14 protein-coding genes are annotated in these 20,558 nt (G+C 39.2%); 8 read left to right on the top strand and 6 right to left on the bottom strand.

Features of this window, described 5'->3' with window-relative positions:
• Window positions 1–224: 224 nt before the first annotated feature.
• Window positions 225–914 (top strand): C40 family peptidase, encoded by a 690-nt coding sequence (locus SY85_RS04220; RefSeq protein ID WP_082886291.1) that lies wholly within the window; start codon window positions 225–227, stop codon window positions 912–914.
• A gap of 175 nt (window positions 915–1,089) precedes the next feature.
• Here SY85_RS04220 and SY85_RS04215 read toward each other — a convergent pair whose 3' ends face one another.
• Window positions 1,090–2,751, bottom strand: a complete 1,662-nt coding sequence (locus tag SY85_RS04215; protein ID WP_066401950.1) for a M1 family metallopeptidase — start codon at window positions 2,749–2,751, stop codon at window positions 1,090–1,092.
• A 210-nt stretch (window positions 2,752–2,961) separates the two neighbouring features.
• On the opposite strand from SY85_RS04215, the gene SY85_RS04210 reads away from it, so the two are divergent.
• Window positions 2,962–4,590: an ABC transporter substrate-binding protein gene (locus SY85_RS04210; protein ID WP_066401949.1), complete on the top strand. Its 1,629-nt coding sequence runs from the start codon at window positions 2,962–2,964 to the stop codon at window positions 4,588–4,590.
• Between the two features lie 305 nt (window positions 4,591–4,895).
• Here SY85_RS04210 and SY85_RS04205 read toward each other — a convergent pair whose 3' ends face one another.
• Together SY85_RS04205 and SY85_RS04200 are read right to left on the bottom strand one after the other, a co-directional pair.
• A complete protein-coding gene (locus tag SY85_RS04205) occupies window positions 4,896–6,368 on the bottom strand; it encodes an aminopeptidase P N-terminal domain-containing protein (RefSeq protein ID WP_066401948.1) in 1,473 nt (490 codons plus the stop codon).
• A gap of 213 nt (window positions 6,369–6,581) precedes the next feature.
• The gene (locus SY85_RS04200) at window positions 6,582–6,851 is read right to left on the bottom strand and encodes a hypothetical protein (protein ID WP_066401947.1); all 270 of its coding nucleotides are present in this window, start codon (window positions 6,849–6,851) and stop codon (window positions 6,582–6,584) included.
• Window positions 6,852–8,126: 1,275 nt separating this feature from the next.
• On the opposite strand from SY85_RS04200, the gene SY85_RS04195 reads away from it, so the two are divergent.
• From SY85_RS04195 to SY85_RS04180, 4 genes are all read left to right on the top strand, one after another.
• Complete coding sequence (locus SY85_RS04195) at window positions 8,127–10,019, top strand: DNA topoisomerase IV subunit B (protein ID WP_066409346.1); 1,893 nt, start codon at window positions 8,127–8,129, stop codon at window positions 10,017–10,019.
• Between the two features lie 116 nt (window positions 10,020–10,135).
• The gene (locus SY85_RS04190; protein ID WP_066401946.1) at window positions 10,136–10,990 is read left to right on the top strand and encodes a DUF1835 domain-containing protein; all 855 of its coding nucleotides are present in this window, start codon (window positions 10,136–10,138) and stop codon (window positions 10,988–10,990) included.
• A 74-nt stretch (window positions 10,991–11,064) separates the two neighbouring features.
• The gene (locus tag SY85_RS04185) at window positions 11,065–13,569 is read left to right on the top strand and encodes a DNA gyrase/topoisomerase IV subunit A (RefSeq protein ID WP_066401945.1); all 2,505 of its coding nucleotides are present in this window, start codon (window positions 11,065–11,067) and stop codon (window positions 13,567–13,569) included.
• A 234-nt stretch (window positions 13,570–13,803) separates the two neighbouring features.
• Window positions 13,804–15,804, top strand: a complete 2,001-nt coding sequence (locus SY85_RS04180; RefSeq protein ID WP_066401944.1) for an adenylate/guanylate cyclase domain-containing protein — start codon at window positions 13,804–13,806, stop codon at window positions 15,802–15,804.
• Window positions 15,805–15,845: 41 nt separating this feature from the next.
• On the opposite strand, the gene SY85_RS04175 is transcribed toward SY85_RS04180, so the two are convergent.
• The 3 genes from SY85_RS04175 to accD form a co-directional block, all read right to left on the bottom strand.
• Complete coding sequence (locus tag SY85_RS04175; protein WP_066401943.1) at window positions 15,846–16,781, bottom strand: hypothetical protein; 936 nt, start codon at window positions 16,779–16,781, stop codon at window positions 15,846–15,848.
• A 33-nt stretch (window positions 16,782–16,814) separates the two neighbouring features.
• The gene (smpB, locus tag SY85_RS04170) at window positions 16,815–17,249 is read right to left on the bottom strand and encodes an SsrA-binding protein SmpB (protein WP_066401942.1); all 435 of its coding nucleotides are present in this window, start codon (window positions 17,247–17,249) and stop codon (window positions 16,815–16,817) included.
• 63 nt (window positions 17,250–17,312) lie between these two features.
• Window positions 17,313–18,227: an acetyl-CoA carboxylase, carboxyltransferase subunit beta gene (gene accD, locus SY85_RS04165; RefSeq protein ID WP_082886290.1), complete on the bottom strand. Its 915-nt coding sequence runs from the start codon at window positions 18,225–18,227 to the stop codon at window positions 17,313–17,315.
• A 449-nt stretch (window positions 18,228–18,676) separates the two neighbouring features.
• Here accD and bshB1 point away from each other — a divergent pair, with 449 nt between their 5' ends.
• The gene (bshB1, locus tag SY85_RS04160) at window positions 18,677–19,408 is read left to right on the top strand and encodes a bacillithiol biosynthesis deacetylase BshB1 (protein ID WP_066401941.1); all 732 of its coding nucleotides are present in this window, start codon (window positions 18,677–18,679) and stop codon (window positions 19,406–19,408) included.
• A gap of 75 nt (window positions 19,409–19,483) precedes the next feature.
• On the top strand, window positions 19,484–20,554 hold the full coding sequence (locus SY85_RS04155) for a fatty acid desaturase family protein (RefSeq protein ID WP_066401940.1): 1,071 nt from the start codon (window positions 19,484–19,486) through the stop codon (window positions 20,552–20,554).
• The last annotated feature ends 4 nt before the right edge of the window (window positions 20,555–20,558 follow it).

Below are 20,558 nucleotides of genomic sequence, written 5' to 3'. Positions count from 1 at the left end.
TCGGATAAACTGACAAGTATTTATGGTAAGGCGTTAATTAATAATAGTGTATATATAAAACGAAATACTATTTGTTAGATAGAAGGGAAATGTTTCTTGGGAAATTAAGCAACAAAATTTCCTATAAAGCAATATAAATCAAGCATAAACGTTATATATCGTTTGTAAACTGTAGAAAAAAATCCATAATTTCGTTTTAAACCAGTTCACCTTAATAAAGCCACATGGTAAAAAATAAAATTTTTCCCTTCGCCATTGTGTTCTTTCTGGGGGCATTTAATAAAGTCTCAGCCCAAAGAGGTTCAAAATCCAATATCAAATTTATTAGTGACATTGAAGTAGGTTTTGCTTTTCCAGAAGACAATCTAAACATCGTAAAAGAAAAGGCATCCAAGAGTGCGATGTCTGCTGCTGAAGTTAGAAAATCATACGCATCAGAGGCCGACTATATTGAACGCGCTACCGGTCTACAATTCAAATATTCCATACTATTAGATACTGAAGTTGAAACGCTTACTAATATTGAGTTGTTCAATATTATAGACGATTGGATTGGAACACCTTATCGTTTGGGTGGTTCTACCAAATCTGGTATTGATTGTTCTGCGTTTATGCAGGTTATGTACGCTGGCTTATTTAGTATGACTTTGCCAAGAACTTCACGCGAGCAGTATAATACCGTACGTCCGGTTTCCTTAACAGAATTGAAAGAAGGCGATTTGGTATTTTTTAGTACAAGAGGGAGAGGCGTATCACACGTAGGGTTCTATCTGCAGAATAACCGATTTGTCCATGCTGGCTCTTCTACAGGTGTTACTGTCTCCGATCTTACGGATCCTTATTGGGCTAAACATTTCTTGAGAGCAGGCAGAATGGAGAAGACAGAGGTTCCTACACTGGTTGTAAATCCTTAATTTAAACTTACGTTTTATAAAATAAGAGAGGCCGCAATTCTATTGCGGCCTCTCTTATTTTATAATCCAACTGAATTATTCCTTACTCACAATTCACCACTGACTTTTAACTTTCCTTCTGTGGACGGTCGTCTGTCGACAGTGGACTACTTCTCCTCATTCACCACTCACGATCTCAATCTTCCATCTTCGTTTGAATGTAAAAGTTAGGATCAACCTTAAGATCCTTAGCGTTCTTATCGTCGATTTTTATTTGTTGCCACTTCGTTGTAGCCATCAACCATTGCCCATTTGTCAGCTTAACAGGCATGTCAAAATTGTCAATACAATTGTCCCACTTATATTTAAGTTTTTTCCCGTCAACCTCCATTCGTAAAACAGGAATCTCTCGAGTTCTTAAGTATTGATCAAAAACGCTTGATAAGTTTTTGCCCGTTTGTGCATTTATATAATCTTCAATCTGCTTTGTTGTTACAGTTTGATGGTAAAATGTCTTGTTTAGACCACGTAGTATCTCCCGGAACTTATTATCATCATTCACGATCTGGCGGATGGTATGTATCAGGTTGGCTCCTTTGTAATACATGTCACCACTGCCTTCTTGATTTACACCATAGGGGCCTATGATTGGCTTGTCGTTTTCAATATTCTTACGCAAGCCTTGTACATATTCATCAGCAGCTTTCTTTCCATATTGTAATTCAATAAACAATGTCTCTGAATAATCGGTAAAGCCTTCATGTACCCACATGTCCGCTATGTCTTTAGTGGTAATGTTATTGCCAAACCATTCATGCCCCGATTCATGTACAATGATGTAATCCCAATTCTTACCCCAGCCACTTCCTGATAGATCTCTACCGAAATAGCCATTCATATATTTATTACCATATGCTACAGCACTCTGGTGTTCCATACCCAGATGGGGTGCTTCTACCAATTTAAATCCATCTTCATAAAAAGGATAAGGTCCAAACCAATATTCCATTGATTTCAAAGTAGCCTTTACCTGTTCAAATTGTTTTTTCGCCTTATCCAGGTTGTAGTCCAATACCCAATAGCTGCAGCTCAAGTTGCCTTTTTCACCAGCATATGTTTCCGTGAAGTTGACATACTTGCCTATATAAGGAATGATATTATAGTTGTTGATAGGGTTGTTAACTTCCCAGGTATAAGAAGCCAGGCCATCATGAGTGGTTTTGCTTTTCAATTTACCGTTACCTACGGCAACTAGCGTATCTGGAACATTGATTGTTAAGCTGGCACCTTTTTCTGGTTCATCGCTTTGATGATCTTTACAGGGGTACCAAACGGAGGCACCTAAACCTTGACAAGCCACACTAATAAAAGGTCTTCCTTTTTCGTCTTTCTTCCAGATCCAGCCACCATCCCAAGGCGCATTATAGGCAGGTCGAGGAACACCACTAAATACTACTTCTAACTTTCGCTCACCGGGTGTGATCTTATATTTTGCTAAAGAGTCTCTAACGTAAATCCAATACACATTTTTATCGCGCTTAAATGATACAGGCTGGCCACCGAAATAAACGCTATCAACCTGCATAGGATCCTGTAAGTCTAATTGCAAAGTATGGCTACCGGGGCCAACCGCACTGTCCCAAAGGGTAATCGTATTCTTCCCTTTTATGGTGCGAGTATTAAAATCGGGTGTTACAGAAATATCATAACGCAAAACATTCCACCACGTGCGGTATTGGTTTAATGTGCCTCGTAAACTATCCTGCCTGTTAAATTGATCCTTATGATTTAAAGGCTGTGCATGTGTTAATACCGTTGTAAATAAACAAAAAGCCAAGAACCCAATCGTTCGTTTCATGTAAAAGGTTTAGTAAAAGTTATTCCAATATTAGCTTCGGCAATCAAGAATCGGTAATCGTGATGGGTTTCTATTAAGAAGACTATTAGCAATTTTATCCACTCAATTTGCTGTTTCCCAATTGCTGATTCCTGATTCCTGACAAAAGACGTTGTCATTTTGCGACAAGTTCTAAATACTTCGCTAATTTAGACGGCTTCTACCGAATCTATGTACCGACTGTATAAATATTTAACGATTTGTAGTATTGGGCTTTTTCTGACCGGGTGTTATTATAGTGAAAAGGAAAACGGCCATTACTTTCAATATAATGAGCAAACAGGTATTGCTTCTTTAGACCCTGCCTTTGCTAAGAACCAATCTATCATGTGGGCGGTTCACCAATTATATAATACGCTGGTAGAGGTAGATAGCCAATTGAATATTGTGCCTTCAGTAGCTAAACATTGGGAGATATCTGCTGATAGAACCCTTTATACTTTTTATTTACGGAACGACGTGTTCTTTCACGATGATGCTTGTTTTCCCAATGGAAAGGGAAGGAGAGTGAATGCAAATGATGTAGTATATAGCTTAAATCGTATCACTGATGAAAAGGTAGCCAGTCCAGGTGCCTGGATCTTTGATGGTAAAGTTGATTCTGTAAACGGGTTTACTGCGATAAATGATACCACTGTCCAGATAAAGCTACAACGCCCCTATAACCCAATATTGGGAATTTTATCCATGCAGTACTGCTCTATTGTGCCTCATGAAGCGGTAGAAAAGTATGGTAGTGATTTCCGCCGTCATGCAGTGGGCTCCGGACCATTCCAATTTGTAGCATGGGAAGAAGGGCAGTCATTGATCTTAAAGAAAAATCCCCGCTATTTTGAAAAAGATGAAACTGGAAAATCCTTGCCGTATCTAGATGGCGTAAAAGTGAGCTTCTATGATAGTAAGGCCACTGAATTCCTTTTGTTTCGTCAAAAGAAGCTTTCTTTCATTAACGATATAGACGCGTCGTTTAAGGATGAAGTGTTAACAAAGAAGGGTGTACTAAGCAAAGAATGGCAAGGAAAGATCAATTTACAAACACATCCTTACCTGAATATTGAGTATCTTGGATTGTTGGTTGATTCTACCAATCCTGTTTTACAAAACTCTCCAACCCGATTGAAAAAAGTTAGGCAGGCTATTAATTATGGCTTTGACCGTCGTAAACTGGTTTTATACTTACGCAATTCATTAGGTATACCAGCAGAGAGCGGATTTGTACCTGCTGGACTTCCATCCTTTGATTCCACTAAAGTAAAGGGCTACTATTATGATCCAAATAAAGCCCGCGAGTTGCTGAAAGAGGCTGGCTTTGGTACCAAAGGATCTTTACCACAAATCAAATTGCTAACAATTCCCATTTATGCTGATATAGCCAGCTATATAGCAAGACAGCTTGAGGAGATTGGATTTAATGTACAGGTAGAGGCGCTACAAAAATCATTGCTATTAGAAATGACATCCAGTTCAAGAGCGGTCTTCTTTAGAGGGAGTTGGATTGCCGACTATCCAGATGCAGAGAATTATCTCTCCGTATTCTATTCTAAAAACCCCGCACCGCCCAACTATACCCGTTACAAGAATCCAGTATTTGATGCGGCGTTTGAAAAAGCATTAGCAGAGACCAATGATAGTCTACGTTATAAGCTTTACCAACAGGCCGATCAGATCATGATGAATGATGCACCGGTAGTGCCGCTATGGTATGATATGGCCATCCACCTGGTGCAACCTAATGTACAAGGCTTTAAACCTAATGCGTTAAACCTACTAGAACTAAGAAGAACACAAATAAAAAATTGATACCGCAGGGTAGTGATAAATTCCAAATTAAAAATTCCAAATACCAGAAGTAATACCATCTAATTGGAATGGTTAGGATGAACTACAAATACTGATTACTAGATGAGCAATTGTTTTAAATAGATTGTCTAATTTTCAATAGAAAACCCAGATCTGGGTTTTCACTATTTACTCAGTACTGATTATCCATCACTCATTTCTCACAGCTCGTAGCTTATAGCTCGCAGCTTTTCTCCTTTCATGTCTCCTTTCACGTCTCACTTTTGACGTTTCACGACTACTCACTATTCACTAGTGACCACACCTTAAAACGCTTTCTTGGTAGCCGATGGTAATGGTGGTAAGTTATAGTTGTCCAGCACACTTTTCTCTGCAATCATCTTTTCAATATCATCAATAGAGCGTGGAGCATAACGAGATAGCAATTCATAATCATTCTCACGGATCAGCGCATCATCTTCTATTCGTACAGCAATACCCCACCATTTCTTATCGCACTTGCTGTTTGGTGGAATGTAAATGCCCGGCTCAATAGTAATCACCATATCCTTTCTTAACGTATCATAAGGACCGCGATCGTGTACATCTAAGCCAATATGATGACCTAAGCCATGTGGGAAATACTGACGCACTTCTTTTTCTTCCTTTATGATACCCAGCTTCATCAAGCCTTGTGCAATAGTACTACGTGCAGCTGTGCTGGCGGCACTCCAGGTAGAGCCGTTTTTCAATGTTTTAAAAGCAGCTTCTTGTGCATCATATACTATTTGGTAGATGGCTCTTTCTTCAGCAGAGAACTTACCATCGGCCGGAATGGTGCGTGTTACATCGGCAGTATAGCCATGATATTCAGCACCCACATCCATCAATATCATATCATTACCAATCTTGGTCTTTGTGTTTTCTACATAGTGCAGAATACAACCATTGGCACCTGAGCCAACAATAGAACCATAACCTACACTTTCAGCGCCATATCTTTTGTGAATGTATTCATGCAAACCTTGAATTTCCAGCTCAGACATATTAGGGCGAATGGCCTTCATTACTTCAGTTTGTCCTTGGCAGGAAATCTCAACAGCCTTGCGCAACAGCGCCATTTCTTCTGGTGTTTTTACAGATCTTAAATACCCTGTTAGAACCTCATATGTTTTTGTGTCAATCTTATTGTTAGATGCAGGCGCATCTTTTTTAGTTGACTGTTTAAGTTGTAGTAGTTGCGTTAACAGTCCTCCGGTTTGAGAAGCCGTATCTTTTGCAGATGGAGCCGGTATATCATTAGGTGTATAAAGAAGTACTTTGGCGAAAGGAGTTAGGTCAAAATTATAAGAAGCAAACTTGGCATAGCTCTCCACATTTGAGATGCCCAATTTCTCTTTTGCGCCTGTTTCTCCTAAACGTTTGCCAGTCCATCTTTCTGCCATTTCATTTTTAGGGCGTACAAAGAACAATTCGTTAAACTCCTCACCATTGGAACCTTTTTGTTTCTCTTTAAAAAGAAAGAGTACGGCGTCTGGTTCTTTATAACCGGTAAAGTAATAGAGGTCTGGGTTTTGATGATAGTTGTAATCTACATCATTAGCATAATTGCGGGTAGGAGCAGCAAACACTACCATCACAGAATTGTCAGGCATTAAAGCACGCGCGGCATCGCGGCGTCCTTTATGAAATTCTTTTGTTAGATAGTCTGTTGGTAATTGGTCCTGTGCAAAACTGGTAATACTAAATAATAGGGATGTGCAGATACTGATAAAAGAAAGCAAACGCTTGGAATGCATACGTATGTTTTTGCCTTTGAAGGTAAAGCATTCATTTACATAAATACAATTACACTCAAGAGTAATACACAAGCGGTTACTTAAATAAACAAGCAGCGCTTCTACTGAGATGTGCTGCTTGTTTAAAAAATACGTTTCTAAAAGATACTTCTTATAAATGATCCTCGCGAGCAGATGCTATCCGCCCCAGGCGGACCGAGGTTTTCTTAATTATTAATCCTCTTCATCTTCTTCATGAAAAGCACCCTCATTATCATTGTAATGCTTTTCCCATTCTTCCACAGCCTCGTCGGTCAGGCATTCAATAATGTCATGAATAGGTGAATTTTTTCGTTTCCATGTGGTAACTAACTGATCATCGTATGTAAATACGTACATACAATAATCCGTCTCAGTCGTTACTTTAATTAACGTGATGGGTGAATCCTCTTTTTCCTGAATCAGATAATAACAGCCAGGCTCTAACAATCCGTACGTGTACATACAATTTCCTTTGTTTTTAAGGTAGTTATTGAACCGAATATATGGGTATAGTAAAACGTTTGCCAGAATTTAGTGGGTAGTAGTAAGTTGGGTCAATTCTGGCGGGAATCGTTCCCCTTGTGAGACCCAAAATTAGGGGTTTTGGGAAAAGAAAAATTTTTGATTTGTAATTTTTTTGCCTTATAAATGTTAAGGTTGTTTTTCTTTAATAGATATTGATAATCAATATGTTAAATGCAGTTTTCTTAATAAATTCTTAGGTATTGATTTAAATTTATTGCTAAAAATAATAGTAAAGCTGCTGCTGAGCTTTAAGCTCATGTTTATCGCTGTTTTATAGCTTAGGATATCTTGTTTTTAATCAATAATAGCAATGTCTAATATGAAATGATGGGCTTGCAAAACCTTCTTTTTTGTAAAAGGATATTTTTCAGCTCTTTTGACCTACTTGATCAATATTCCCTTATCCGTTTTTACTACAACTGCACTAATGAGGTTCCCGCAAAGTGGAAGGAGGGTAGATTGTTCCCCTTTCCTTCGATTTTCCTTCGATTCTTCTTCGATATTCGTTCGATAAATAGGATCGAACGAAATAGGAAGCAAATAGGGTCAATATGGGTTGGGGTAGGCAATAAAGGGTTGGTTCTTTTATTCAACAGTTGGACTTAAAATCACTAGCTATTGATAAAATTTCCCCCGGATCTCCTGGAAGTTGGTTATGTATAACGATTGGAAGCTCTTAGGTAGGTAAGCCTAGAGGAAAAGGAGAGTTATTCAATGAACCTTCTTAAACGTGCACTCATACCGCCTTCTTTTTCCAGAAGCTCATCTGTTCACCAAGTTGTCGATTAAAATCAAGCCTGATAACTTCTAACCTTTTGTTAAACAGGCTTTTACGCCGAAGATTTTGTGGATAAAATTTATCTGTACATTTTATTGTTTTGTTGGCCTTGAGGCAATTCCAAATGGCAATTGTTAAGCTACTGTTATAGCCTGTTTGCCTAAATAGTTATAGCCGGTTTTTAATGCGTGCATAAGTCATAGTTTGTTGATAAACAGTTAGTTAATATGGTAGTATTAAATTGAAAGTAGATGTTAAACAGTTGAGTGTTCGCTAAAAAAATTAGCAAATTCCGTCAAATATCAATAAATTTGTAGGGTTAACTTTTTCCGGGGAAACTGCGCCGAAAAGTGCATTTTTGCGTTCAGTATCAATTGTGTAAGATCATGATTAACCCGGAGCATTCTTCAGATTTTTTGGATCAGGAAAATCCTATGGCAAAAACAGTAAAAGAAGTGTCTTCTTATAATGAAGACAGTATTCGTAGCCTAGACTGGCGGGAACATATCCGCTTACGTCCCGGTATGTATATTGGTAAATTAGGCGATGGCTCCAGCCCCGATGACGGTATTTATGTATTGGTTAAAGAGGTGATTGACAACTGTATAGATGAATATACAATGGGCTTTGGCCGGCAAGTGGAAATCAAGATTGATGAAAAAAACGTAACCATTCGTGACTATGGCCGAGGTATTCCACTGGGTAAAGTGGTAGATGTAGTAAGTAAGATCAATACCGGTGCTAAGTACGACAGCAAGGTGTTCCAGAAAAGTGTGGGCCTAAATGGTGTGGGTACTAAGGCCGTAAACGCTTTAAGTAGCTATTTTAAAGTGGCTGCATTCCGTGAGGGTAAGACAAAAGTTGCAGAATTTGAGCGCGGAGCTCTGATAAAAGAACACAGAGAAAGTGCTACCAATGAAGAAAATGGTACGCTGGTTACGTTTACTGCTGATGATACCATCTTCAAGAACTTCCATTTTATACCAGAATATCTGGAAAAGCAGGTTTGGAACTATTGTTTCTTAAATGCTGGCTTGAAGATCATCTTCAACGGTAAAAACTATATCAGTAAAAACGGTTTGTTGGATTTGCTGGAACGCAATACCAATGCCGACGAACTGCGCTACCCAATCATTCACCTTAAAGGGAATGATATTGAAGTAGCCATTACGCATAACAACGACTATGGCGAAGACTATTATTCCTTTGTTAATGGTCAGCATACTACCCAGGGCGGTACACACCAGGCAGCCTTTCGTGAATCTTATGTAAAGGTGATCCGCGATTTCTTTAAGAAAGACTATGATGCGGCTGATATTCGCCAAAGTATTGTGGCGGCTGTATCTGTACGTGTGGTAGAGCCCGTGTTTGAAAGCCAGACAAAGACAAAGTTAGGTTCATTAAACGTTGAAGATGGCGGTCCAAGCATGCGTCAGTTTGTATTGGAGTTCTTAAGCCGAGAGTTGGATAACTATTTACATAAGAATCCAACGATTGCTGAAGCGCTGAAAAAGCGTATTGAACAAAGTGAGCGGGAGCGTAAGGATATGGCTGGTATTAAAAAATTAGCTAACGAGAGAGCTAAAAAGGCCAACTTACACAACAAAAAGTTACGCGATTGTCGTGTACACTTGAACGATGAACCGCCAACTAAGAACAAGCAAGACTTTTTTGTAACACAGCAAAACAGCACCATCTTTATTACAGAGGGCGACTCAGCGAGTGGTTCTATAACAAAGGCTAGAAGTGTTGAAACGCAAGCGGTATTTAGCTTGCGTGGTAAGCCCTTGAACTGCTTTGGTATGAGCAAAAAGATCGTGTATGAGAATGAAGAGTTGAACCTGCTGCAACATGCGCTGAATATTGAAGAGGGAATGGATGGTTTGCGTTACAATCGTATTGTAATTGCTACCGATGCCGACGTAGATGGTATGCACATTCGCTTGCTGGTGATGACTTTCTTCTTACAGTTCTTCCCAGACCTGGTAAAGAACAATCACGTGTATATATTGGAAACGCCATTATTCCGTGTGCGTAACAAACAGGAAACTATATACTGCTACTCTGAGCAAGAAAAGCAGAAAGCAATGAAGAAGTTAGGCGGAAAACCAGAAATTACCCGATTCAAAGGATTAGGTGAGATCTCGCCTGATGAATTTGGTCGCTTTATTGGCGAAGAAATGCGTTTGCAACCAGTAATCTTGGAACATGGCGATCATATTCAACACCTGTTGGAATACTATATGGGTAAGAATACACAGGAACGCCAGGAGTTTATCATCAATAATCTGCGTGTTGAATTGGATGCAGCAGAAGCTTTGAACTAATAGCAAAAGCAGCGTCCTTCTATGTTTGTTCTTCATTACAGACATTTCACAATGAAAAATTAAAGGCTGCTGATAGGCTACTATTGGCAGCCAGTTAAATAAAATAACCAAAACCAATGATCCATATTGTTTTTAACGAAGCCGATATTGAGGTTTTAAAAAAGGCACAAGAATTAGATGAGTCATTAGCTGGAGAAGTAGTTATTATTCGAGATGATTTTGCTGTGGGTCCTGTTGTTAATATCTATGTTACAGAAGGCTACCAGCAGCGAAGAGACTGGTGGAAGGAATTGGTGGATCAATCGCCTTATAAAACAGAGGAGACAATGTCCTTGGTGGATGACAAGCTCGCCGTCCATAATCTGAAAAAAGCGCTAGATGAAAATGCTAAAGAAGAATTATGGATCTGGATGGGGCAAAATCAACACGACGTGTGTGGTTACTATTGGTTAATGAGTCAATTGAGTAATTATCAAGGGCGTGTGTTTGTACTGTATTTAAACAACCTGCCTTTTATAAATGAAAAGGGTCAGATCTTTTATCCCACCTGGTTACACGAAATTCAGCCAAAAGAATTCCTTAAGGCTAAACGCCTTTGTCGCAAGATCACATTGAGTGAGTTTGAAGTAGATCCAGATGAGTGGAGAAAGCTTTGTGATGATAATGACATGGTGCGCATTCTAGAAGGTGGAAAAAAGATAGCTGGGAAGGGAGAGGATTTTTATGATAAAGATGTAATGGCTGGACTGACCAATGAATGGCAAAGGGGCAATAAAGTCATGCATAACATCTTGTCGAAAATGAAGATCAAAACAGGCGATGTATTTCTGCTTTGGCGCATGAAGAAACTGGCGGAGCAAGAAAAGATTGAGATCAATGGTGATACATCTAAAGGGTGGAAAGATTTTGAGGTGAAATTGAAATCAGCGGTTGCTACTGAGCCAGTTGCAGAAGAAACAAGTGTACAATAACAATTTATAACGAGTACTACGAAGCCGCTAGCGATGGTGGTTATAGCTGACAATTAAAATCGATTATCAAGAGAATGAAAAACAAGAATTACGACCACGTGCAAACTGACCATGGGATTAACGGACAGTATAAAACCTGGTTCCTTGACTATGCGTCTTATGTGATCCTGGAAAGAGCTGTACCTGCAGTTGAAGATGGTTTAAAGCCTGTACAACGCCGTATCCTTCACTCCATGAAGGAAATGGATGATGGTCGCTACAATAAGGTGGCCAACATCATTGGTCAAACCATGCAATACCATCCGCATGGTGATGCTTCTATTGGTGATGCATTAGTAAACATGGGTCAGAAAGACCTGTTGATTGATACACAAGGTAACTGGGGTGATGTGCGCACAGGTGATGATGCGGCAGCCGCCCGTTATATTGAAGGTCGTTTGAGCAAGTTTGCATTGGAAGTATTGTTTAATCCTAAGACTACCGATTGGCAACTAAGCTATGATGGCCGTAAGAATGAGCCGGTAACGCTTCCGGTTAAGTTTCCATTATTGCTAGCACATGGTGCGGAAGGTATTGCTGTAGGTTTAGCTACTAAAGTATTGCCACACAATTTCTGTGAACTTTGCGATGCTTCTATCAAATATTTAAAAGGCCGTAAGTTTGATCTGTATCCCGATTTCTTAACAGGAGCCATGATCGATGTGACCGATTATAATGAAGGTCGTCGTGGCGGTAAGGTTAAGGTACGTGCACACATAGAGGAGTTTGACAAGAAGACCTTACTAATCAAAAGCGTGCCTTTTGGTACTACAACTTCCGGTCTGATCGATTCTATTGTTAAAGCAAACGATCAGGGCAAGATCAAGATCAAAAAGGTAATTGATAATACAGCTGCTGAAGTTGAAATACAGGTGGACCTAGCGCCAGGTATTTCACCTGATATTACCATTGACGCTTTGTATAAGTTCACAGATTGTGAAGTATCTGTTTCTCCTAATACCTGCGTGATCATTGATAATAAGCCACACTTTATTAGCGTAAACGAGTTGTTGCGTTTATCTGCTGATAAAACAAAAGGGTTATTGGAAAAAGAGTTACTGATCAAGTTGTCTGAACTTCAGGAAAAATGGCATTATACTTCTTTAGAGAAAATTTTCTTTGAAGAAAAGATCTATAAAGAGTTAGAAAAAAGATATGAAACCTGGGATAAAGTAATTGAGGCAATTGCCAAGGCTTTTGTTCCATTCTCAAAGAACCTTCGCCGTGAGATTACACGTGAGGATATTCTGAAGCTTACGGAGAAGCCAGTACGTCGTATCTACAAGTTGGATATTGATGAATTGAATGCGCAGATCCGTAATCTGGAAGCAGAGATCAAGCAAGTAAAACATGATATAGCCAATTTGAACGATTATGCTATTGCTTATTTTGAAGGATTGTTGAAGAAGTATGGCAAAGGCAAAGAGCGTCGTTCTGAGATTAAAGTGTTTGAGGTAATTGAAGCTAAGCATGTAGCTATTGCTAATACCCGTCTTTTCATCAATAGGGCGGAAGGTTTCATTGGTACATCTCTGAAGAAAGATGAGTTCTTAGTAGAATGTTCCGACCTGGATGATATCATTGCTTTTACTAAGCGTGGTATTATGAAGGTGGTAAAGGTGCAGGATAAAGTGTTTATTGGTAAAGACATTTTGTATGCAGCTGTCTTCCGCAAAGGGGATGAGCGCACAACATACAACATGCTTTATACAGATAGCGACAGTGGAATTTCTTTTGCTAAGCGTTTCAATGTAACAGGTATTACCCGTGATAAAGAATATGATTTGACAAAAGGTGGTGATAAGAGTAAAGTTCAGTATTTCACTGCCAACCCGAATGGTGAAGCGGAAATAGTGCGTGTAGTTTTAAGTCCAAACTGTTCAGCACGTAATAAAGAGTTTGAATTCTTCTTTGAAGAGTTGGAGATCAAGAGCCGATCTTCAATTGGTAATCAAGTAACCAAATACCCTGTACGCCAGGTGAAGTTTAAAGAAGCTGGTGTTGCTACCTTAGGTAGTATCAAGCTTTGGTTTGATGATAAGTTCGGAAGACTGAATCATGATAGCAAGGGTATAGAATTGGGTGACTTTGATGCAGAAGATAGAATCCTGGTGATCAATAACGATGGTACATATGAAATTACGGATCAGGAGTTGACGCAACGTTTCAAGCCGGAAGATGTAATGCTGGTTGAGAAGTTTGACCCGGAGCGTATTATTACAGCAGTATATCTGGATAACGATAAAGGGCAATATAACCTAAAACGCTTCCGTATTGAAACCACTACATTAAAGACCAAGTTTCCTTTCATCAAAGAAGGAAAAGGTAATTTGCTGGAAGCGGTTTCTACAGAAGACGAGCCAGTACTACTTGTTCAACAAGGGAAAGGTACACAAGCGAGAACTTCTAAGTTCAAGGTGGCACAGATTGTTGACGTGATGGGGTGGAAAGCTATTGGTGCGAAGTTGATCGACTTCAACAAGAGTATTTTAATGTCTTGGGAAGTAGCTGAAGCCGCCAAGCAATCACAATTGTTCTAAAAGCAATTCTTTTTATACGTAGCGTTTACAGTATTACTGTAAACGCTTTTTTATTTGTGCAACTCTCTGATTTTTTGCACCTATATTGGTGGTTTCTTTTATTGCCATACAGTTAATTTCCCTCATTCTTGCTCTTCAGTTGCCTAACTATTTAGAATTTATGCAAGTAATTAATCCCTGCAATAGGTTAATGGATAAATACTGTCTAATTTTATTACGTTGAACTTAATTCCTATGAGTCAACACCGCCAATTAGCAGCCATACTGTTTACAGATATTGAGGGGTATACGGCTATCATGCAAAAAGATGAGCAGCAGGCTATCGCTTTAAAAGACCGTCATCGGGATGTACTACAAGCGAAGCATCGGGAATTTAATGGCAAGATCATTCAGTTTTATGGCGATGGAACACTGAGTATTTTTCAAAGTGTAATTGAAGCAGTACAGTGCGCCTTATCAATGCAACTATCATTGCGAAAGAATCTGTTTGTGCCTGTGCGGATGGGGCTGCATGTAGGCGATGTGATTATTGATAATGAAAATGTAGTAGGCGATGGTGTGAACCTTGCCTCACGCATTGAATCCTTAAGTATAGCAGGAAGTGTGTTATTGTCTGATAAGGTAAATGATGAGATTCAGAATCACCCGGATCTTAAAACAGTCTCCATAGGTATATATCAACTGAAGAATGTAAAACGAGAAGTTGAAGTGTTTGCTCTAGAGCACGATGGTTTAATTATACCCCCCAAAGACTCTTTATTGGGTAAGGCAGAGGTAAGTAAGAAGCAATCTCAGCGCAAACGTGAGGGGGTACAGGTACGGTTTAATAAGCCTATCAAGAGTTCACCTGAAAAAAGTATTGCTGTATTACCATTTGTAAACTTGAGTAATGATCCGGAACAGGAATACTTTGGAGATGGGGTAGCAGAGGAGATATTAAACTCACTAACACACATAAAAGAATTAAAGGTTGCTGGACGTAGTTCTTCCTTTCAATTTAATCAGCGAACAGTAGACCTTGACGAAGTGAAAGAGAAACTAGGGGTGAGCACCGTTTTGGAAGGAAGTGTGCGCAAACAAGGTAATCGATTAAGAATAACTGTGCAACTGGTCAATGTTGAAGATGGCTTTCATTTATGGTCTGAGAAATACGATCGGGATTTAGACGACATCTTTGCTATTCAGGATGAAATAGCAAGCGCTATATCGGAAAAGCTAAAAGTAACCTTACTTGACCTGGATACAATAACATCTTCCACAAAAATATATCGGCACAATCCACAGGCTTATGATCTTTATCTGAAAGGGCGTTTTTACATAAATAGGAGGGGTTCTGCTATTATGACGGGACTTAAGCATATTGAGCAGGCAATAGACATCGATCCCGACTTTGCATTAGCCCATGCTGGCTATGCCGATGGAAACTTATTGGCTGCCTTTTATGGTTTGATGCCGCCTCTGCAAGTATTATATAAAGCCAAAGAGTCGGCGGAAAAGGCCATTGAATTGAATCCTACTTTAAGTGAGGCTTATTGCTCCTTGGGAACATTTTACACATTTGAACGAAAATGGAAAGAAGCGGAGGGGTATTTTCAAAAGGCTATATCCCTCAATCCTAATTATCCCCAAGTTTACTATTGGTATGGATTGGATCTATTAGCATGGGTTATAGGCGATTTTGATGAAGCAGAGCAATATGGCCAGATGGCGTTGAAGTTAGACCCTTATAGTGCTATTACGCATGGCGCATTGGGAGCCATTCTATTCTCTGTGGGTAAATTTAAAGATGCTATAAAGGCTTGTAAGGCTGGTCTTGAATTAGATGCATATTCCTTCCTTTGTCGGCTTTATGAGGCAAATTCCTACATGTGCCTTGATCAATATGAAGAAGCTATCGTTGCCTATGAAAAAGCAATGAAAATATCCAACAGGCACCACTTTGCTCAAAACGGATTGATTGTAACCTATTGTAAAATGGGCAACCTGGAAAAAGCGCGAGCCTTGATGCATGACCTGAAAGAGCGGCAAGCAAAAGCTTATGTGCCTTATGGCTTTACGGGTATATCATCAGCATATTTGGGTGATGTTGATGAGGCCTTTGACTATTTTGAAAAAGCATTTGAAAATAAAGAGCCTGTTCTGCTGACATTAAAATACGAGCCCTATATACCAGAGAATATAAAAACAGATCCACGGTATACAAAGCTACTATCACGCATGGGGTTCCCCAATTAACTATTAATTTAAATAGTTAAGCTCATTAATAAAATGACTAGTTATTGATTTGGTTTTTTCTTCTTCTTAATACGAAGAACTCCATTTTGGCTGAGGTTACTGCTTAGACGAATCTCATGACGCTGACGTCCGTCATAAACAATCATAAGAGCTGTATTAGGAGGAATACTGCCTAGGTTGTCGGCAAACATGGCAATTTCATTAACCTCTTTCAGGGAGTCTAATTTTAAGTCCATATGTATTGCCTTTGTGCTTAATCGTTGGCTAGAAGCTAGCAGTTTATCATTAAAGAAAAGAGAAACAGAGTCGCCATCTACTTCACCATTATCGTATAAGTCTACACGAACAGAATCAGCTTCTACTTCAATTTCATCTAGTATCACATTTTCCCTTTGTTTGTAACGGTCATTTACTACAAAATTTGTAATGGGGCGTTGTAATACCACTGTCGATACCAATGTGTCAGTAGCAGAAGGCGACCATACCTGGTATGTTTCTTTAAATTGGCGCAATGCTGTTAAAATAGAGTCCTGGTTGTTGGCATCTTTATTCAACTGCAGGTCAAAAACAATCTCGGGGCATGTATAGCGATAGTTTTCCTTACTCACAAAGCGACCATTCAAATTTGAACCTGCACGTGCTACTCGTAAGTTAGCAATGAAATCCATTGGGCAATCTACTTCCATGCGGCTGTTAGAACCATGGTAAGTGATGGGAATATTGTATAAAGACAATTGGCGATCGTCGGCCGAATAACTGCCATTTGTTTTAAAACTGCGAAATGTATTACGAAAATAATAATTGACAATACCATTTACAGTATTGCCATTTTGGTTAATGATAAGTTCTACTAAGTAAGAATTTGCGCTTGTACCGGTACCCACATAAGCAACGCCATACCAATAGCCTGCTAAACTTGTTTGAGAGTTGGCCCAAAAAGAAGCGAATAAGAAAAGTGTTGTGATTAACTTTTTCATGCTATTAGCTATAACGATAGGTTGGTCTATAAATTATTTAATGTAGCGTTTTAATTCCCGCTCAGTATCACGCTGCTTAATGGTTTCACGCTTGTCGTGAAGCTTTTTACCTTTTGCCAGTCCTATTTCTAGTTTGGCTAGATTCTTATCTGTAAAGAAGATGCGCAGTGGAATTATAGTATATCCTTTTTCTTTGATCTTGGCATCCAGCTTTTTCAATTCTCTTTTTGTAAGCAAGAGTTTACGATCGCGTATTGGGTCATGATTGTTAACTGTCCCGTGCGAGTATTCGGAGATGTGCAGGGATTTGATCCAGAGTTCTCCTTTTTGAAATAGGCAATAACTATCATTGAAGCTCGCCCGGCCTGTACGTAACGACTTTACTTCTGTACCCAGCAATGAAATGCCAGCTACATATTTATCGTCAACATAGTATTCAAAGTAAGCCGAGCGGTTCTTAATTTCCATTTAGTTATTTAGGGTTTGAAATCTGAAGTTTACAATTGGGTCAATAACTTCAAATGGTTGTGTCTAGTTTTTGAAAAGCGTTACAACTTTCGCCAGCTTCTCTTTTAATTCCTTACGGTTTACAATGAAATCTAAGAAGCCGTGCTCTAAAATGAATTCACTACGCTGAAACCCTTCAGGCAGGTCTCTTTTGATAGTCTCTTTAATAACACGAGGTCCAGCGAAACCTATTAAAGCACCTGGTTCTGCAATATTTAAGTCGCCCAGCATACCGAAAGATGCTGAAATACCACCAAACGTAGGATCGGTTAATAAAGAGATATAAGGCAGTTTGGCATCTGATAATTGGGATAGTTTACCACTTGTTTTGGCTAACTGCATTAAGGAGAAGGCGCTTTCCATCATACGGGCGCCACCACTCTTAGAGATAACCATGTATGGCATATTGTTCTGAATACAGTAATCAACTGCCCGGCTGAATTTTTCACCCATAACACTACCTAATGAACCGCCGATAAAGCCAAAGTCCATACAGGCAATTACGATATCGTTTCCACCCACTTTACCTGTGGCTACACGCATGGAATCTTTTAGGTTGCTTTTTGACCAGGTTTCTTCCAAACGTTTTTGGTAAGGTTTTAAATCTGTAAAGCCTAAAAAGTCTTTTGAACGAATATTTTCAAATAACTCAGTGTATTCGTTGTCGTCAAACAATATCTCGTAGTATTCATGGCTTCCAATACGATGATGAAAACCGCAAGTAGGGCAGACAAACAATTGCTCGCGTAAATCATTTATGGTACAGATATAATTACACTCCGGACATTTGGTCCACAAACCCTCAGGAGTTTCCTTTCTTTCAGACGATGGAGTCGTAATACCTTTTGTTAATCGTTTAAACCAACTGGTTTTTGTTTCTTCTGTCTTTCCTTCTTCGCCAGCGAGGTTTGCGTCAAAATCCTCAAATTGTTTGGACATTCGATCAATGTTTATTTCAGGCACAAATATAGGCGTTCATTTGTACATAGGACTATGATGTGTATTGGTTATTGGCTGGCAGTTGAAAGAAGGGAACTGGGTATTGGGAATTAAGGATGGGAAAGAAATGTCAGGATAGCTCCATTGTAAGGACTTGGGAACAATTGGTCTGCCTTTTCATCTCTAAAAGGCTAGATGAAAAGGTGAAATGTAAATGTAGTCTACTTTACTGTCAGGAAACTTAAATTTTCTGGGTGATTAAAATCAGGAATGCTTTGGGACTTAATTATTCGAGTGACCTAATGGTTTAATAGGCAATTGCTTGTGAACGTCAGAAGATTAGGGAGGTTTGGATTCTTCCGCCATTTATAAAGAAAGGTAAATGTTAATCCCCCTTGTAACTCGGGCGTTACTGTTTATCTTGCAGCCTCTTTAAAGATTGGCAATTCATGAAATTGGATGTATTAGCTATTGGCGCACACCCTGATGATGTGGAGTTGGGCTGTTCCGGTGTATTGATCAAGGAAGTAAATAGTGGTAGAAAAGTTGGTATCATAGACTTAACAGAAGGAGAGTTGGGTACCCGTGGCACCGTGGCAACCCGTTACCAAGAGGCTGCTGATGCTGCTAAAATCATAGGCGCGCATGTACGCGAGAATCTTAAAATGAGGGATGGCTTCTTTGTAAATGATGAAGCTCACCAAATGAAGGTGATTCGTATGTTGCGCAAATATCAACCCGAAATTGTCATCGGAAACATACTTGAAGATCGTCACCCCGATCATGGCAAAGGTGGACAACTTATCTATGACGCCTGTTTTTTATCTGGTTTGCGACAGGTAAAAACTTATGATGACAATGGTAAGGAGCAGGAGAAATGGCGTCCTAAATACTTGCTTCATTATATTCAAGACCGTTTTTACGAACCTGATGTGATTGTAGATATCAGCGATGTGTGGGAGCAACGGCTTGATTCGATCAAGGCTTATAAAACACAGTTTTTTGACCCAAACAGCTCTGAGCCTCAGACTTATATATCTAGTCCTGAGTTTTTAGAAGCTGTTACAGCAAGGGCTCGACTTTTAGGTAAACGGATTGGTGTGCAATTTGCGGAAGGCTTTCTTTCCAAAAAAAGCATTGGCATTTCAAGTCTAGATGCACTGGTGCTTCAGGAAACTTAACAACCAAGCCTATTCCCTTTCTATGAAAGTGAACATAAATATTTTATTTAAAAACAACTTATCTGCGTATTTGTAATGGCAACACCGAAATTCTCAAACGTAAAGCACTCTTTTCATTCAGAGTTAAAAAAACGTATTAACCAGTATTTTCAGCAAACTGGTAAAAAGTCTACAGGTGGAGTAGCTCTTTCTCTTAAAGCCATTCTTTTGGTTTCGGCTTTCATTTTTATGTATATACATCTGGTGTTTTTCACTCCGCCAGTTTTTTGGGCCATAGTAGAATGTGTAATCTTTGCAGGTTCAATTGCTGCCATAGGCTTTAATATCATGCACGATGGGGCTCATGGTAGTTTTAGTAAGTACAAATGGGTAAATGAGCTGGCTGCTTTTTCTTTAGAGGTATTAGGTGGAAGTTCTTTTATGTGGAATATGAAGCATAATGTAATTCACCATGCCTATACTAATATTGATGGTATTGACGATGATATAGACATTCAGCCTTGGATGCGCATGAGTTCTACACAGCCGAAATATGGTTTCCATAAATATCAGCATCGCTATTTCTGGGTATTATATGCCATGTTGTATGTGCTTTGGGTGTTTGTGCTGGACTTTCAAAAGTATTTTAAGCAACGTGTAGGATCTATGCCTTTGAAGAAGATGAGCTTTTACGATCATCTTGTTTTTTGGGGCTTTAAATTGTTGTATGTGTTTTTGTTTATTGGTTTGCCAATCTATGAAGTTGGTTTTATTTCATGGTTAGTTGGATTCTTAATAACTACGCTGGTAGCAGGTTTTGTTATAAGTATAGTATTCCAATTGGCACATACCGTGGAGCATACTCATTTCCCGATGCCAGATGCAGAGACTGGCAAACTGGATGATGAGTGGGCTATTCACCAGTTAAAGACTACCGCCAACTTTGCACCTCGTAACAGAGTTATTAGCTGGTTCGTAGGCGGTTTGAACTTTCAGATTGAACACCATTTATTTCCTAAAATTTCTCATATTCATTACCCAGCTATTAGTAAAATCATTAAGCAAACATGTGCTGAGTATGATGTTCCTTATATTGAATATCCAAAGATGATACATGCGGTAGCTTCACATGTTTCATTTTTAAAACAAATGGGTAGAGCAGCGTAGAGAA

The organism is Flavisolibacter tropicus (assembly GCF_001644645.1).
Taxonomy (GTDB): Bacteria; Bacteroidota; Bacteroidia; order Chitinophagales; family Chitinophagaceae; genus Flavisolibacter; species Flavisolibacter tropicus.
The sequence above is the reverse complement of the archived record's forward strand: the minus strand, read 5'-3'. Positions and strand labels throughout refer to the sequence as shown.